This is a genomic window from Haliscomenobacter sp. (assembly GCF_041740695.1).
GTDB lineage: Bacteria > Bacteroidota > Bacteroidia > Chitinophagales > Saprospiraceae > Haliscomenobacter.
In genome coordinates this window covers 73,812-88,547 of record NZ_JBGSLK010000108.1, presented here as the reverse complement: position 1 = coordinate 88,547, position 14,736 = coordinate 73,812, and the positions used below count along the sequence as shown (strand labels likewise).

The following is a 14,736-nucleotide window of genomic DNA, read 5'->3' as shown; positions in this document are numbered from 1 at the left end:
ATTAATCGTTAGACTTGTTGCGACGCGAGACTACTTGGCTCAAAAATGGTCTTTTTTCCCTGATTTTCGTTTGTTTTTTCGTCCGTAGCGCTGCTACGCACTCAAAAACAAGCCTCAATCAGGAAAAAAATCCCTTATTTTTGATCTCAAGCGCTCCCGTCGCAACAAGTCTATTATTATTGGATAAAATTTTCAGTCCACATGAAGTTCTACCTAAAAAAAATCAGCCTGTTCCTGCTCCTGGTTTTCCTGATCAGCACCCTGGCTTGTGCCCAAAACAAGGTAAGCCCACAAACTGCCTTAAAAAGCTACATTGATACAAAGGACAAGTCCTATCAGTGGGTTTTAAAAGATTCTACAACCTTGGGTACGGTAAAAGCCTACCATTTGCTCCTGACTTCCCAAAAATGGCGGGAATATACCTGGCGACACCAGCTCACCGTGTTTGTACCCAGTACTACTCAGTACGATGGTGCTTTGCTCTTCATTACTGGCGGTTCCAACAAAGCGGAGCAACCCAATTGGAGTACTGCGGATCAGCTTTGGGCACCATTGGCAGCTATCGCTGAAAAAAACAAAGGCATTGTCGCCTTGATCAAACAAGTGCCCAATCAACCTTTGTACGGTGACATGACCGAAGATGAACTCATTTCTCATACCCTACATCAATTCAAAACTGACAAAGACTATACCTGGCCCTTGTTGTTTCCCATGGTCAAATCGGCGGTAAAAGCGATGGATGCCGTGCAGGAATTCAGCAAACAAAAGGTCAAGCATAGCGTCAATAATTTTGTCGTAACCGGTGCCTCCAAACGCGGTTGGACCACCTGGCTGAGCGCGGCCATCGACGACCAAAGGGTAAAAGCCATCGCGCCGATGGTCATCGACATGCTCAACATGCCTGTTACACTGGACTACCAATTCAAAACTTATGGTGAATACAGCGTGCAGATTGAAGACTACGTCAAACTGGGCATTCCCCAAAATACCGATACCGAGGATGGCAAAGCCATCACGGCCATGATCGATCCTTATTCGTACCGCAGCAAACTCACGGTACCCAAAATGATCTTCATCGGTACCAACGACGAATATTGGACGGTGGATGCCATCAAACACTATTACGACCAGATTCCGGGCAAAAACATGATCCATTACGTACCCAACGTTGGTCACAACCTGGGGGGCGGCAAACAAGCTTTTGAAGCCCTCAGTGCTTTTTTCGGCCTCACCATTGCAAATAAAGCTTATCCACATTGCACCTGGGCCGTCAATGAGGTTTTGGAAGGGGTAGAACTTACCGTCAATGCACCAACGCAGGATTTGGTAGAAACAACCTTGTGGGCCACAAGCTCCGCCGATCGAGATTTCCGCAACAACCTCTGGTTGAACAAAAACATCAAGCTCAGCGGTACCAATACCATCAAGGCCTCCCTACCCTATCCAAAAAAAGGATACCAGGCCTTTTACCTGGATTTGAAATACAAGGACCCGAATGGTGGAACTTTTACGACGAGTACACGGGTGTATGTTTGTGATGCAGCCGGAGTTTTATAAAGATGAGAGATGAAAGATGAGAGATGAAAGGGGTAACTCGAAATTTCATCTTTCATCTTTCATCTCTCATCTTTCATCTCTCATCTTTCATCTTTCATCTCTACTAAAGCAACTTTTTCTCCCCACAACTCATCATTTAGTGTAATTTTGCCACTTCAAATCAAAAATTAGGAATGAGTACTAAAAAACCTAATCGTAAGCCTGCTGGTCCAGGCCGTCAGGAAAAAGAAAATCCTACCCCCCGCACCCAACCTACTGCACGCCCTAGCACTGCTGGCAGCACAGAGCGTGTGCGCAGTAGCACAACTGCTTCAACCCGCACCCCACGGGTCAAAAAAGAACTAATTTTCAACCGCAACAATTATATTCTTTTGGGGGCAGCCGGATTGGCGATGGCGCTCGGGGTTATTTTGATGTCTGGGGGCTCGATGCCCGACCCCAACACCTGGGATGAAAACATCATTTACGGTCCACGTCGGATGGTCATTGCACCAATCATGATGTTGGGCGGAGTTGTATTGGGGATTGTTGCCATTTTCCGCAAATAAGCCGCCATGTCTGAAATAATCAGCGCAATTGTGCTTGGCATTGTCCAAGGACTCACCGAATTTTTGCCTGTAAGCAGCAGCGGCCACTTGGAATTGGCAAAGTACATTTTGGGAGATACCAGCATGGCTCAACAAAGCCTAATGATGACTGTCACCTTGCACGTAGCCACTGCCTTATCTACCATTGTTGTTTTTCGCAAGGACATTGTCGAGATTTTTCGAGGTTTGTTTGCTTTTAAATGGAACAAGGAAACTGAATTTTCTGCGAAGATCATCCTGTCTATGATTCCTGCGGCAATCGTTGGTGTATTGTTTGAAAAACAAATCGAAGCGCTTTTCACCCGCAATATTCTGCTGGTTGCTGGCATGTTGGCCATTACCGGGGTATTGTTGATGCTGGCCCACCGCGCCAAAGATACCGGAAAACCTGTATCCTACTTCAGTGCACTGTTGGTGGGGATTGCCCAGGCGATTGCAATTACACCTGGAATTTCTCGCTCTGGCGCCACCATCTCTACCTCGGTATTGTTGGGCATTGATCGGGGTGAAGCTGCCCGTTTTTCCTTTTTGATGGTTGTTCCCTTAATTCTGGGAAAACTGGCCAAAGATCTTTTGGATGGGGAATACGGCCAAACTGAAAACATGATCGCATTGGCATCAGGATTTGTTTTTGCCTTTTTGACCGGTTTATTTGCTTGTCGCTTGATGATCAGACTCGTAAAGGGTAGCAAACTCATCTATTTTTCGATATATTGCTTTGCTGTGGCAATCATCGCAGCAGCCTACATCCTGAGCAAAGGATAAAATTTGTCAAACAAAATCGGCCATATGGACCCGAATGCCGAAGAGCGGCCCCTGAACAGTCAGTATTTCACCGAAGGCGCTGTATTACTCGTGGACAAACCACAGGGATGGACTTCCTTTGACGTAGTGAATAAATTGCGTGGTAAAATCCGCAACTTGTTTCAGCTCAAAAACATCAAAGTTGGGCATGCAGGAACCCTCGATCCGATGGCCACAGGCCTATTGATTGTGTGTACAGGTAAGGACACCAAACGCATCAATGAATACCAGGATCGTTCCAAAGTATATACAGGTACGGTTACTTTTGGTGCTACCACTGCCTCGTATGACGCAGAGACAGAAGTAGATGCTACTTTTCCGTTTGAGCACATCACTCTTGCCCTATTGGAACAAGCCAAAGAAAAGTTTCTTGGAGAAATTGAACAGGTTCCACCGATGTTTTCTGCCATAAAAGTAGATGGGCAGCCGTTGTATAAAATGGCGCGGAAGGGTGAAAGTATTAAAGTGGAGGCCCGTAAGGTGCACATTTACGAGATTAATTTTACCCGTATTGAATTACCCGAAGTGGATTTTGAGGTGCATTGTAGTAAAGGAACATACATTCGATCCTTGGCTTTCGACTTGGGTAAGGCGCTAAAAAGTGGTGCTTATTTGAGTGCTTTGCGCCGCACCAAGATTGGGGAATTTGAGGTGGATAAGGCCATGTCAGTTACCGAATGGGTGGAATGGATGGATGGGAAAATTCATGCCTGAATTTTTCATCCATAAAGCCTCTTTTTCACCAATTAGGCATTTATAATTGAACCATCTAAGACATCTAAGGGACATCTTAGATGTGCAATGCCCCTGAGGTGTCCCTTAGATGTCTTAGATGGTTCAATAAACATACGGCGAAGCCGCCCCTGAAAAACTAAAATGTTCAGCAAAGTCAACAAAGTAGTACTAATCAGGATTGAGTATATCCTTTGATGATCTTTTCAAATAAACTTCCAGGCAACAATCCTTTCAATTTCAAAGACAATTTCTGATAAGATTTTCCTACCGGATACAACTTGGCCATTTTCTCTTTCTCCAAAATCTGAATGATCTCAGCAGCTACGTACTCAGCCGTGGAGCCTTTGCTCACGCCATCGTTCATGTTTTGAGCCACTTTAGCAAAAACACTGTTGTAAGCCGGGTTATCCGCCGCATACTCCATGATGCGGTGAGCGGTGATGGAGGTTTGAATGTCCCCACATTGAATGGCACATACTTGTATCCCAAAACGACCTACCTCCAGGCGCAAAGCCTCAGTAATGCGATCTACGGCGGCTTTGGTTGCACTATATACTGCCCGGTAAGGCAAGGCTACTTCAGAAGCAATGGAACTGATGTTGATGATTTTACCAGACTGGGCCTGCCGCATGTGCGGGAGCACGGCCTGGGTGACTCGAATCAGGCCAAAAACATTCGTATCAAAAGCTTGCTGAATACTATCAACACTCATCACTTCCAATGGCCCGGCAATACCAATTCCAGCATTGTTGATCAGCACGTCAATTTGGCCTTGTTCGGCGATGATTTGATGAACAGCGGTATTTACGCTCTCTTCGTTTTGAACATCCATGTTGAGCAAGCGGAAGCGGGTTTCATCACCCGATTTCCGACTGGTGCCATACACGATGTATCCTTTTTGAGCCAACAAAGTGGCCAGGGCCTCACCTAATCCAGAGGAAGCGCCAGTTACCAGAGCTATTTTTTTCATGATTCGGGGCAATAAAAAAATTAAATGTTTCATTTTGCCAAAGGATTAGATAAGTAAACGTTTCATTTTAAGTGTCTTATCTAATCCTTTGGCTCAGGAAAAATGAACACTTATTTTTGCCCCACTACTTAGCGGGCAAATTTTGGGGCGGGGATCAATTCTTTTGAACCAGTACTGTATTGATAAAAACCTTCGCCACTTTTTGCGCCCAGCTTTCCAGCGGTGACCATATTGACCAACAAGGGGCAGGGTGCGTATTTGGGTTGGCCAAAACCAGCTTGTAATACCCGCAGGATGGACAAACATACGTCTAGTCCAATAAAATCGGCGAGTTGCAGCGGCCCCATTGGGTGGGCCATACCCAGTTTCATGACGGTATCGATTTCCGTAACTCCAGCTACACCTTCGTATAAAGTGTAAATGGCCTCATTGATCATCGGCATCAGAATGCGATTGGCCACAAAACCTGGATAATCGTTGACTTCTACAGGGATTTTACCCAAAGACTGGGATAGCTCCATGATGATGCGGGTGGTATCATCGCTGGTATCAAAACCCCGAATGACCTCTACCAATTTCATCACCGGAACGGGGTTCATAAAGTGCATGCCAATCACCTGGCTGGCCCTTTTGGTGACCGCAGCAATTTGGGTGATCGAAATGGAGGAAGTATTGGTGGCTAAAATTGCTTTTGCGGGGGCAAAACCGTCTATTTCCTGGAAAATTTTGAGTTTGAGACCTACATTTTCTGTAGCCGCTTCCACCACCAAATCTGCATTTTTCACCCCTTCTTCAATACTGGTGACCGTATGGATATTGGCCAGGGTTCGCTCCTTATCAGCTGGCTGGATAGTCTCTTTTTTGACCATCCGGTCCAGATTGTTGCTGATGGTTGCCAGGGCTTTTTCCAGGGCAGCCGCTGAAACGTCGATTAAAGTAACCTGATGTTGGTGCTGGGCAAAAACGTGAGCGATGCCATTTCCCATGGTTCCTGCTCCGATGACACTAATGTTTTTCATACAAGTAAAATTCAGGCAACGAAGGTAGTGGATGTCGCTTCAAAATGCAACCTTGTTATAGATTTTGCCCGGCTTGGTCGAATTTTCAAGCATGGCTTGGTTCACCCGGGTAGTTTTGGGCGGTATTTAATTATCACTTCATTAAACCCGTATCTTAATGAAACTAAGAAGAAATGTCTATTTCGCACTTTTGATTGGTCTGCCTTTGTTTTCATGTAGCAATAACGTAGCAGAGGAAAAAGCTGCCCGTGAAGCCGAAGAAGAAGGTTTCCATCTCAACATTTCAACTAAGGATGGCGATGTAAAAATTGATGCTTCCAGCAAAGGCGACAAAAAATCTGGTAAAGACAATGATGGCTTTCACCTGAACATTTCGACCAAAGATGGCGACACTGAAATCAATGGCCTCAACCTCGAAAACAGTTTTGAGGGGCTGGATTTGAAAATAGATGGCTCCGCATCCAAGCTGGACGCCAAAGTGTTGCGCAGTATTTTCCCCGATCACATTGGTTGGTTCAAACGTAGTGAGTACAATTTTCAAAATGCCCTGGGTTTGGTGTCCAATGCCGAAGCCCAATACATCAAGGGCAAACAAAAAGTAACAATTGTGGTCCTAGGTGGCGCCATTGGTGGCATTGCCGGAGGGTTCAGTGATTTTTTTGAGGGCGAATTTGATTTAGAGGACTCCGACATGCACCAAAAAACCGGGGAGTGGAACGGCATAAAATACGTAGAAGGCTACGACGAAGAACGCCAACAAAACTTCATGCACATGGTACTCGACAACCGCATCGTAGTAATGGTTGCTGGCGAAAACATGTCGGAATGGAATTTTAAATGGTGGTGGAAACGGATCAATTGGAAAAAATTGGAGTCTTAACAAAGTTATTTTTTTTATAAATTGTGCAGGTTCTTCTTAAAACCCGAATTCATGCGCAATTTGCTCTTTGGACTGCTTTGTGGCAGTTTTTTATTTACTTGTTCTGCACCAGACAAGTCTACCGAACTCCTCGTCAACGCCGATTTTGAAGCCATCGAGGTAGATTTGGAAGACTTGTTTGCTGCTGAGCAATTCCCTAAAGATACCGTCATCACCATTGAGCACGACGAATTTTTTAAGCAAAAAAAACGCTATAAGGCCTATCCACTAACGCCGATTCTTAAACCTCTGCTAGCCAAAGTCAAAGATACCACCAACCTGCGGGTTACTTTTACTTGCACCGATGGTTACGCACCCAATATGAACTTGAGCAAAGTGCTTAGCCATCAGGCTTATCTGGCGGTACAAGACCAGGATCAGGCTGGATTAGGGAAAGATTGGGCTGATTCCCTGGCCAACAAGTTTAGACCTTATTATTTGGTTTGGCAGGACACAAAGAAAGGAGATGCAGGTTTTGCCTGGCCATATGGATTAGCTAAAATCCGCATTGCCTCTTTTTTCTACGATTTTGCCGACGCTTTTCCCTTGCACAATACTGCTGTCCAAAAGGGATTCCAACTTTTTCAAATCCACTGCATGAAATGCCATTCAATCAATAAAATTGGCGGGGTAATGGGACCTGAATTCAATTACCCCAAAAGCATCACTGAGTATTGGAAAAAAGAAGATATGTTTAATTTTATGCGCAACCCACAGTCTTACCGCTACAGCGCAAAAATGCCTGCAGTTGGCCTTTCCAGGGGAGAGTTTGAGGAGATTTATGGCTATTTGGTAGAGATGAAAGGAGTGAAAAGTGAAAAGTGAAAAGTGAAAAGTGAAAAAAATACATCAACTGGTGAAATCCAAATGTTGTACTTACTTTTCACTTTTCACTTTTAGTTTTTCACTTAAAAGTCAGTGTTCGCCTCTTTCAAGTCCAATGCCTTGATCCAAATATTCCGGTAGAGGACGTTGTGGCCTTCGGCTTGTAATTTGAGGCCACCAGGAATGTCCGTGATGCCCTTGCCTCCATCGTTGCCACCATCAATACCCGAATTGGGTCCACCCCAAACCTGCTGGATGCGTTGGTTGACGTGTACTTTTTTACCGTTGAAATATACGGTAACCAAGGCTTTTTCACTGAGTTTGCCGTCTGTAAATCTGGCAGCGCGGAAGGTAATGTCGTAGGCATTCCATTTGCCTACCCCATTGTAGGCGTAGTATGGCGATTTGGATTCATTGATCACCGCAGCCATACCGTGGGAGGTTGAATCGCCGTCGAGTACCTGGATTTCATAACGATTTTGTAGGTAAACGCCACTGTTGCCCCCTTTTTCCGAAATGAAAAATTCTACGTGCAGGCGAAAATCGCGGAAAGCTTGTTTGGTAACAACATCAGCACTGCCATATTTGCCTCCGGCAGCAGCAGGATCATTGCTGTTCATGGCCGTGCCATTGTCTACAGGATCATTGACGATGGCCCACTTGATGGGTAAACTGGCGGCCAAGCGTGGGCCATTCCAATAAGTCCAATTTTTATCCAAGGATTTACGGGAGCCATTAAAGTATACTTTGGCGCCTTTGGCGGGCTTAATGCCTACGCCCACTTGTGCTTTTATACCATTGATAATAAGCAAAGTACAAAGGAGTGCCACAACCCATTGAGCACTTTTAAGGGAAAATTTTGCGATCATGTCTTGCAGTTTAATGTGCTCAAATATTGAATTTTTTTTCGAGAAATTGGGGTTAGAAATGGTCTTATTAGAGAGAAAATATTGAACGCCTTACCGCGCCGTCCAGCCACCATCCACCGTCACCATACTCCCGACCATGTAACTGGCAGCCTCACTAGCCAAAAAGATTGCAGCTCCCTGAATTTCTTTTAGTTCCGCCCAGCGGCCCAAGGCTGTTGCACCCACCACAAATTTTTTACCCTCTTCTGTGTCCGCGATCGGCAAGTTCATTTCGGTTAAAAATGGCCCAGGGCAAATGGCGTTGACTTTGATGTTGTAAGGTGCCATTTCCAGACCCAAAGCGCGGGTCATTTGCACCACGGCACCTTTACTGGAAGTGTAAGGTGTACGATTGGCCAGGCCGACCAAACCCAGGGTGCTGGCCAGATTGATGATGCTGCCTTTACCCGCTTTTTTCATGTGGGGAATCACTGCTTTGGAGCACAACCAGGTGCCCGTTACATTCACCTTCATCACCTGGTTAAAATCTTCCAGACTCAGTTCGTCGATGGCACCACGGATGTTGATGCCCGCGCTGTTGATCAGGATATCGATGCGGCCAAAGGTGTCGATGGCTTTTTGGGCCATGGCTTCGGTGTGGGCTTGGTTGGTTACATCGGCAGCGAAAGCGATGGCTTGAATGGGGAAAGCCTGGGCAAGTTCGGCAGCTGCTTGGAGGCCTTCTTCTTCCTTGCGGTTGACGAGCATGATATTGGCGCCTGCCGAAGCCAGAGCTGCGGCCATGGCGAGCCCCAGCCCTTTGGATCCTCCGGTGACAATGGCGGTTTTGCCGCTCAGGTCGAATAATTTTATGCCGGGCAATGTGTGTAGTCCTTGATCCATGTTCTTAAAATCGACGTTTTGATTTAGCTACAAATTGAACACATTATCTAGCTAGCTTAGGTGATTCCTTAGGTGTCTTCGGTTTCTTAGGTGGTTAAGATTACTTTTTGACACCTAAGGAATCACCTAAGCTTTAGCCTAAACCTAATTTATTCTTGCTGTAGCTCAAACAATCGAGGACGTTTTTTTCCTCAAATGCCAGCTTTTGTTCAAAATCCAAATGTTTCACCGCAGGTAAAGTTCCTGCGTACTTTTTCGCCCGCACCATCTGGATGGTTTTGGCCAACTCAGTAGCCGGAGTTTGAGCAAAAGTGGCCCAGTACCCCTCGCTAAAGCAAGGAATTTGCAAAGGGTCCCGCGTGATCATTTCCAGGTTGAAGTTGATGTCTGGATTCATCTTTTTGCACAAATCCAAAGCGGCCCGCAAATCGATTATTCCAGTGCCCAGGGGGACTTCCGACATTAAAAACCCTTGTTCGTATTCCGCCACTCCAACATCCTTTACATGGGTGGAAAAAGCATAAGGAGCTAGAGCTTTGATCACTTCCATAGGGTCTTCCAACAGGGAAATGTTGTTGCCAAAATCGAGGGTTACCCCTACCCAGGGGCTGGCAATGCCCTTGAGAATTTCGATCAATTCAGCAGCTTTCCAATCCTTATGGTTTTCGACCGCAAGTTTGATTCGGTGTTTTTTCACGATGGGTTCAGCCCATTGCAGCGACTGAATGGATTGTTTTTTGAAGGTCGCAAAAGCTTCAGGGCTGTTGAAATTTTCGTACCTGCGGCCATTTAGGCACACCGTGCGGAGCACCTGTGCACCAGCCTCCTTGGCGGCAAGCACTTCTTTTTCAAAAGTTGCTACATCTTCTACCGTTTTGGGTAACCCAATACTGCCTTCGAGGTAAAGCCCCAATTTTTCGCGACGCTCCCGCACTTTTTTGGCAAAGTCGGTGGTCCAGTTGTTGAGTGTAACCTGGATTCCTCCAGCCCCAAGTTCCTGGCAATGTTCCAAAAGTTGGATGGCGTCGGTAAAAGCCGGATAGGTTTTATTCTCCGTTTTGGCATTCCAGCGGATGGAATACGAATGGACGATCACGCCCATGGCAGATTCCACGGTCATAGCGGATAAAAAGTTTAAGGGTTGAGCAAAAGCCAGGAGACCAAGAGCGGAGGTGTGTAAAAACTCCCTGCGCTGAAAGTCAGTTTCCTGAGTGGTCTGATTATGAATGGATTGAAGGTGCTTCATCATGGCTATTGTTTCTGTTCTTTAGGTGTTTTTCCAATCGGCCATTTGGCTTTGACGTATTTGTCCAGGTCATTTACGGTCCAGGGCATCACCCGCCCTTGGGAAGTGTGCCGGGTGCTGCCTACGGTACTGGAGGTAACTGGCGAACCCTGATTGCCCCATTCATTCCGGATGTAAGTCAGGATAGCAGCTATATCGGCATCATCCATTACGGAATGTGCGGGCATTACGGGTAAAATCTCAGGTGCGCCATATTTTTTGCCTTGTACCACAATGGGACCTTCGAGGCCGTGTAAAATGATCAGCGACAACCTTCTTTCATCCCCCAGCACCCATTCGGAGCCCGCCATTGGTGGCCCAAAACGATCCATTCCTCGGCCATTGGTTCCATGACAGCCTGCACAAGTTGCCAGGTATTTTTGCCGACCCAGGGCGAATTGTTTGCTGGCTTTTTCGTCCAGCGTATTTTGGATTGCAAGTGATATTTCTGGTTTAAAACCCGGCCAACTGAACATATTTTTGAGGTTTGCCGTCGCGTTGGGTTCCAAAGGCAAATCGCTTCTTTTCAACAAGTCTGCTTGAATGGGCAGTGCAATGGGTTTTCCACCTTTAAAATTGAGGGCAGCAATAGCCAGTGCATTGAGCACGACCTGTTCTTTTTTTGCAAAGGTTTTCCCCTGATTGTGCAACAAATTCAAGAGCTGCATGAGTTCAGTAGGGTCTTTTTTGGCCGCAATGGCGGTGGTCAACATTTCCAGAAATATTTCCTGGTTTTGTTCCAGGTTTTGCCAATTTGGGTTTTGCCAAAGTTTTTGCAGAAAAATCAATTCCAGGTCTTGCAGGCTGCTCATTACGGCATCGCGCAGCAGCGGTAAATCGGAAAATCGATCGATAATTGTTGCGTCGACTTTCAGATTTGCTTCAGAGCTAAGCATGTGAGCACTCAAGGCGCATTGCAAGGCTACTTTTACTTTGGCAGTTTTGGCCAATTCAAGCACCTTTTGGGCTAGTTTTTCATGCAACTGCGGAGTTTGAGTGATGGACTTTTCCAGCAATTGTAAGGCAGTGGTTTTGACTAGGTCTTGAGGGTCGTCAAGTAATGGCAAGAGTTGGGCAGACTTAAGTTGTCCCAGCCCCTCCAATGTCCACAAGGCGTGAAAGCGCGCCAGGGTGAAATTGGATTGTTGGATTAGCGTTTCCAGCAAAGGCACTGCATCCAAATCCGCTTTTTCTACCAATAAACGTTGGGCCATATCGCGTTGCCAAGCTTCGGAGTGCGATAAATGTTGTACTAGTCCAGCCGTACTCAAGGTGCTTAATTTCTCGACTTTTCTGGGGGTCCAGTTGTTCGGTACAATTCGCCAAATACGCCCCATGTGGATGGGCAAAACCAGTTTCCGTTTGAGCGTTTGTTCGCGCAAATAAGGCGTGACATAAGCTCCGTGCTGGATCAAGCCTCGGTACATATCCGCTACATAAATTGCTCCATCGGGGCCAGTGGTCAAATTGACCGGGCGGCAACGTTCGTCGGTAGAAGCAAAAAATTCTTTACCAGGATTGGGATCAAAGGCATTCAACAAGGCCCCATTCTCTCTGACCACATTTCTTTTGATCAAATTCCCAGCGGGTTCACAAACCAGAACATTGCCGTAATACTCCTCTGGAAATAAATTGGTTCGAATAACCAGCGGGGAACATGCCGCCGTAAACTCCAACAAGCGTCCTTTTTTGTTCAAAGTGCCCGGGATATAGCCCCGATTGACGGCAGGGGTTGCGCGAATTGGAAACACCTTGCGATCGATGGTCAATCCGTGATCGATGCCAGAAGAAGGTCGATGGTGTGGGTTGCGGGTAAGGCTATTGGGCGGTACCAAGTCGGCATGCAACTGCGACCAATTGTAATTGTAAAACAAGCGCCCTTGGTCATCGTGGCTCATGCCCCATTGCCCTCTGAATTCGGTGCTGTCTCTTTTCCAGGCGCCATTAATCAGTCGATACCGCAGCCGGGACTTGACATTGTAGTACCAATTGTCGGTATTGAGCATCAGGCCATTGTCGGAATGTTCGGGCAGGCCATTTCGCGCATAAGTGGAATCCAGCAAAATTTGGGAATCGGCTTGTAAATCCCCGTCCAAATCCTGGGTAAGCCAAAGGGCTTTACTGTGCGCAACCAAAGCGCCACCTTTGATCAAACCCAAAGACCTGGGCATCACCAGACTGTCGAGGTAGAGGGTGCTTTTGTCCATCATTCCATCGCCGTCGGTGTCCTCCAAAATAGAGATGCGGCCAGTGGGCAATGTTTCCCCTTTGCCGTCAATATCGGGCATAAAGCCCCGCATCTCCACTACCCACAAGCGACCATCGGCGTCAAAGCTCAGGGCAACGGGCTCTTGGACCATGGGCTCGGCGGCGACCAATTGTACTTTGAATCCGGGTTCTACCTGAAAGGTGGCGAGTTCTTCCTCAGGAGATTTGGCGGGTGAGGGCTCAGTATAAAATCCATACCTGAGCTCTTTTCCAGTAATGAAAAATAGCAAAATGATTGAGTAGAGTGAAAAACGGAGAAGAAACATAAACTTGCGCCTGTGCTGAGTCTGTTGAAGGAAAAATCTCTTTCGTAGCGAAGTTTAATATTTTATTTGATAAAAAATAAAAAATGCCAAATAAAGTAAAGATAAAAATTGGTTCAGGTAGATAATTGCCAGTGAATGCCCATCACTTGTGGAATCAACGCTTGCACCCCATCATTGTAGACCACAAAATCGGCCAAGTTGACCTTTTCCGCTTCCGGCATTTGTTTGGAGATGCGGGCTTCTACGTCTTCCCGTTTGGCACCATCCCGAGCGATCACCCGTTCGATGCGCAATTCGAGTGGCGCCGTGACCACGATGATTTTGTCCAAACTGCGGTAGGAACCACTTTCATACAGCAGGGCGGCTTCCTTGAGGGTATACGGCACATCCTGTTGGGCGGCTTGCCATTCAAGTCCATCTCGGCCTACGGCAGGGTGAACCAGGGCATTCAGTTGAGTGAGTTTTTCTTTATCATTGAAAGCTACTTGGGCTATGTGGGCGCGATTGAGTACCTGAGGTTCCAGATAGGCTTCAGGTCCAAACAATTTAATGATTCCAGCAATCAGAACGGGATCATGGCTCATCAGGTATTTAGCCCGATCATCGGCGTAATAAATGGGAATGCCGAGGGTTTCAAAAATTTTACAAACGGTCGTTTTGCCGCTGCCAATGCCGCCAGTGATGCCGAGGTGCTGCATGATTAATCGGGTATCATGATTTTTTCTTTTATTCAAAAATAGACTTTTTTTTTGATTGTCAAAATATTTTTTCAACTTTGTTTTAAAATCTAGAACAGCGTACAATTCAAAACAAGCTATTTGCTCTTATGGCTAAATTCAGAAGAAATCACACACCACAAGGCTCTGGAAGCGGTACTGCAGTGCGCGTTGGGCTTTTTGCCGCCATCATTACCGGGCTCATTGCAGTTTACAATTGGTTTTCAAATTCTCCCGCAAATCTTCCCACTGATGAGACCAAAACCGAAGAAGTCGTCACCCCGGTTGATAAGGTTGACGATCAGGAATTTTACCTGCCTACATCAAGTACAGGCGCCATTGTACAGCACAAATACTACACCCTTTCGTACAACGAGCGCCACGAGCAAGCCGAGTGGGTAGCCTACGTACTCACCCGCGAACGCCTGCAAATGGAATGGCAAGATCGCCCAGATCTGTTTGAGGCCGATCCCAAAGTGCGCAGCGGTTCGGCCACCCTGAGCGATTATCGCGGATCTGGTTACGATCGAGGTCACCTGGTGCCCGCAGCAGATATGGCCTTCAATACCACTGCGATCACCGAAACCTTTTACCTTAGCAACATCAGTCCACAAGCCCGCGATTTCAACAAAGGCATTTGGAAAGAATTGGAAGAATTGACCCGCGATTGGGCCATCAAGTTCAAAAAACTCTACGTCGTCACCGGGCCAATCCTGAAAGATGGCGGAAAAGGCACGATTGGCAAGAATGAAGTGACAGTTCCTAGCGCATTTTATAAAGTTTTGCTAGATTTATCCGATCCAGATCAAAAAGCGATTGCTTTTATTGTTCCCAATGAAGTGAGTTACGATCCCTTGTTCAAATACGCCGTTAGTATTGACGAAGTAGAAAAACAAACGGGCATCAATTTTTTCCCAGAACTCATGACTCGAGAATTGGAACGTGAACTGGAAAGTAAATTCAACCGCGATTTTTGGCCGTTTAGCAAAAAAAAGTTTGATTTGCGGGTGAATAAGTGGAACAAAGAAGAATAA

14 protein-coding genes are annotated in these 14,736 nt (G+C 46.4%); 7 read left to right on the top strand and 7 right to left on the bottom strand.

Going from position 1 to position 14,736, the window contains the following annotated elements; genetic code table 11:
- Positions 1–201 precede the first annotated feature (201 nt).
- The 4 genes from ACEW9O_RS21495 to truB all read left to right on the top strand — a co-directional run bounded on the left by ACEW9O_RS21495 (position 202) and on the right by truB (position 3,662).
- Entirely contained in the window at positions 202–1,557 is a 1,356-nt protein-coding gene (locus ACEW9O_RS21495; protein WP_373552261.1) for a PhoPQ-activated pathogenicity-related family protein, read from the top strand.
- 173 nt (positions 1,558–1,730) lie between these two features.
- Positions 1,731–2,105, top strand: coding sequence for a DUF3098 domain-containing protein (locus tag ACEW9O_RS21490; protein WP_373552260.1), 375 nt, complete (start codon positions 1,731–1,733; stop codon positions 2,103–2,105).
- 6 nt (positions 2,106–2,111) lie between these two features.
- Positions 2,112–2,909 carry an undecaprenyl-diphosphate phosphatase gene (locus tag ACEW9O_RS21485; RefSeq protein ID WP_373552259.1) on the top strand — a complete coding sequence of 266 codons (798 nt, stop codon included), beginning with the start codon at positions 2,112–2,114 and terminating at the stop codon, positions 2,907–2,909.
- A gap of 24 nt (positions 2,910–2,933) precedes the next feature.
- Positions 2,934–3,662 carry a tRNA pseudouridine(55) synthase TruB gene (truB, locus tag ACEW9O_RS21480; protein ID WP_373552258.1) on the top strand — a complete coding sequence of 243 codons (729 nt, stop codon included), beginning with the start codon at positions 2,934–2,936 and terminating at the stop codon, positions 3,660–3,662.
- Positions 3,663–3,855: 193 nt separating this feature from the next.
- On the opposite strand, the gene ACEW9O_RS21475 is transcribed toward truB, so the two are convergent.
- Entirely contained in the window at positions 3,856–4,686 is an 831-nt protein-coding gene (locus tag ACEW9O_RS21475; protein WP_373552257.1) for an SDR family oxidoreductase, read from the bottom strand.
- A gap of 95 nt (positions 4,687–4,781) precedes the next feature.
- On the bottom strand, positions 4,782–5,672 hold the full coding sequence (locus ACEW9O_RS21470; RefSeq protein WP_373552256.1) for a 3-hydroxyacyl-CoA dehydrogenase family protein: 891 nt from the start codon (positions 5,670–5,672) through the stop codon (positions 4,782–4,784).
- 157 nt (positions 5,673–5,829) lie between these two features.
- Here ACEW9O_RS21470 and ACEW9O_RS21465 point away from each other — a divergent pair, with 157 nt between their 5' ends.
- Together ACEW9O_RS21465 and ACEW9O_RS21460 are read left to right on the top strand one after the other, a co-directional pair.
- Entirely contained in the window at positions 5,830–6,552 is a 723-nt protein-coding gene (locus ACEW9O_RS21465) for a hypothetical protein (RefSeq protein WP_373552255.1), read from the top strand.
- 51 nt (positions 6,553–6,603) lie between these two features.
- Complete coding sequence (locus ACEW9O_RS21460; RefSeq protein ID WP_373552254.1) at positions 6,604–7,416, top strand: c-type cytochrome; 813 nt, start codon at positions 6,604–6,606, stop codon at positions 7,414–7,416.
- An 83-nt stretch (positions 7,417–7,499) separates the two neighbouring features.
- Here ACEW9O_RS21460 and ACEW9O_RS21455 read toward each other — a convergent pair whose 3' ends face one another.
- From ACEW9O_RS21455 to coaE, 5 genes are all read right to left on the bottom strand, one after another.
- Complete coding sequence (locus tag ACEW9O_RS21455; RefSeq protein WP_373552253.1) at positions 7,500–8,285, bottom strand: DUF1080 domain-containing protein; 786 nt, start codon at positions 8,283–8,285, stop codon at positions 7,500–7,502.
- A gap of 90 nt (positions 8,286–8,375) precedes the next feature.
- The gene (locus ACEW9O_RS21450; RefSeq protein WP_373552252.1) at positions 8,376–9,167 is read right to left on the bottom strand and encodes an SDR family NAD(P)-dependent oxidoreductase; all 792 of its coding nucleotides are present in this window, start codon (positions 9,165–9,167) and stop codon (positions 8,376–8,378) included.
- Positions 9,168–9,300: 133 nt separating this feature from the next.
- Positions 9,301–10,413: a sugar phosphate isomerase/epimerase family protein gene (locus ACEW9O_RS21445; protein ID WP_373552337.1), complete on the bottom strand. Its 1,113-nt coding sequence runs from the start codon at positions 10,411–10,413 to the stop codon at positions 9,301–9,303.
- 5 nt (positions 10,414–10,418) lie between these two features.
- A complete protein-coding gene (locus ACEW9O_RS21440) occupies positions 10,419–12,950 on the bottom strand; it encodes a PVC-type heme-binding CxxCH protein (protein WP_373552251.1) in 2,532 nt (843 codons plus the stop codon).
- A 149-nt stretch (positions 12,951–13,099) separates the two neighbouring features.
- On the bottom strand, positions 13,100–13,684 hold the full coding sequence (gene coaE / locus ACEW9O_RS21435) for a dephospho-CoA kinase (RefSeq protein WP_373552336.1): 585 nt from the start codon (positions 13,682–13,684) through the stop codon (positions 13,100–13,102).
- Positions 13,685–13,812: 128 nt separating this feature from the next.
- Here coaE and ACEW9O_RS21430 point away from each other — a divergent pair, with 128 nt between their 5' ends.
- Positions 13,813–14,736 (top strand): DNA/RNA non-specific endonuclease, encoded by a 924-nt coding sequence (locus tag ACEW9O_RS21430; protein WP_373552250.1) that lies wholly within the window; start codon positions 13,813–13,815, stop codon positions 14,734–14,736.

Excerpts from the sequence above, each read along its gene's own strand:
- ACEW9O_RS21470 (WP_373552256.1), bottom strand. The coding sequence starts at position 5,672 with ATGAAAAACATTAGTGTCATCGGAGCAGGAACCATGGGAAATGGCATC.
- ACEW9O_RS21450 (WP_373552252.1), bottom strand. The coding sequence starts at position 9,167 with ATGGATCAAGGACTACACACATTGCCCGGCATAAAATTATTCGACCTG.
- ACEW9O_RS21490 (WP_373552260.1), top strand. The coding sequence starts at position 1,731 with ATGAGTACTAAAAAACCTAATCGTAAGCCTGCTGGTCCAGGCCGTCAG.
- ACEW9O_RS21465 (WP_373552255.1), top strand. The coding sequence starts at position 5,830 with ATGAAACTAAGAAGAAATGTCTATTTCGCACTTTTGATTGGTCTGCCT.
- ACEW9O_RS21445 (WP_373552337.1), bottom strand. The coding sequence starts at position 10,413 with ATGAAGCACCTTCAATCCATTCATAATCAGACCACTCAGGAAACTGAC.
- ACEW9O_RS21485 (WP_373552259.1), top strand. The coding sequence starts at position 2,112 with ATGTCTGAAATAATCAGCGCAATTGTGCTTGGCATTGTCCAAGGACTC.
- truB (WP_373552258.1), top strand. The coding sequence starts at position 2,934 with ATGGACCCGAATGCCGAAGAGCGGCCCCTGAACAGTCAGTATTTCACC.
- ACEW9O_RS21455 (WP_373552253.1), bottom strand. The coding sequence starts at position 8,285 with ATGATCGCAAAATTTTCCCTTAAAAGTGCTCAATGGGTTGTGGCACTC.
- ACEW9O_RS21430 (WP_373552250.1), top strand. The coding sequence starts at position 13,813 with ATGGCTAAATTCAGAAGAAATCACACACCACAAGGCTCTGGAAGCGGT.
- ACEW9O_RS21495 (WP_373552261.1), top strand. The coding sequence starts at position 202 with ATGAAGTTCTACCTAAAAAAAATCAGCCTGTTCCTGCTCCTGGTTTTC.
- ACEW9O_RS21460 (WP_373552254.1), top strand. The coding sequence starts at position 6,604 with ATGCGCAATTTGCTCTTTGGACTGCTTTGTGGCAGTTTTTTATTTACT.
- ACEW9O_RS21475 (WP_373552257.1), bottom strand. The coding sequence starts at position 4,686 with ATGAAACATTTAATTTTTTTATTGCCCCGAATCATGAAAAAAATAGCT.
- coaE (WP_373552336.1), bottom strand. The coding sequence starts at position 13,684 with ATGCAGCACCTCGGCATCACTGGCGGCATTGGCAGCGGCAAAACGACC.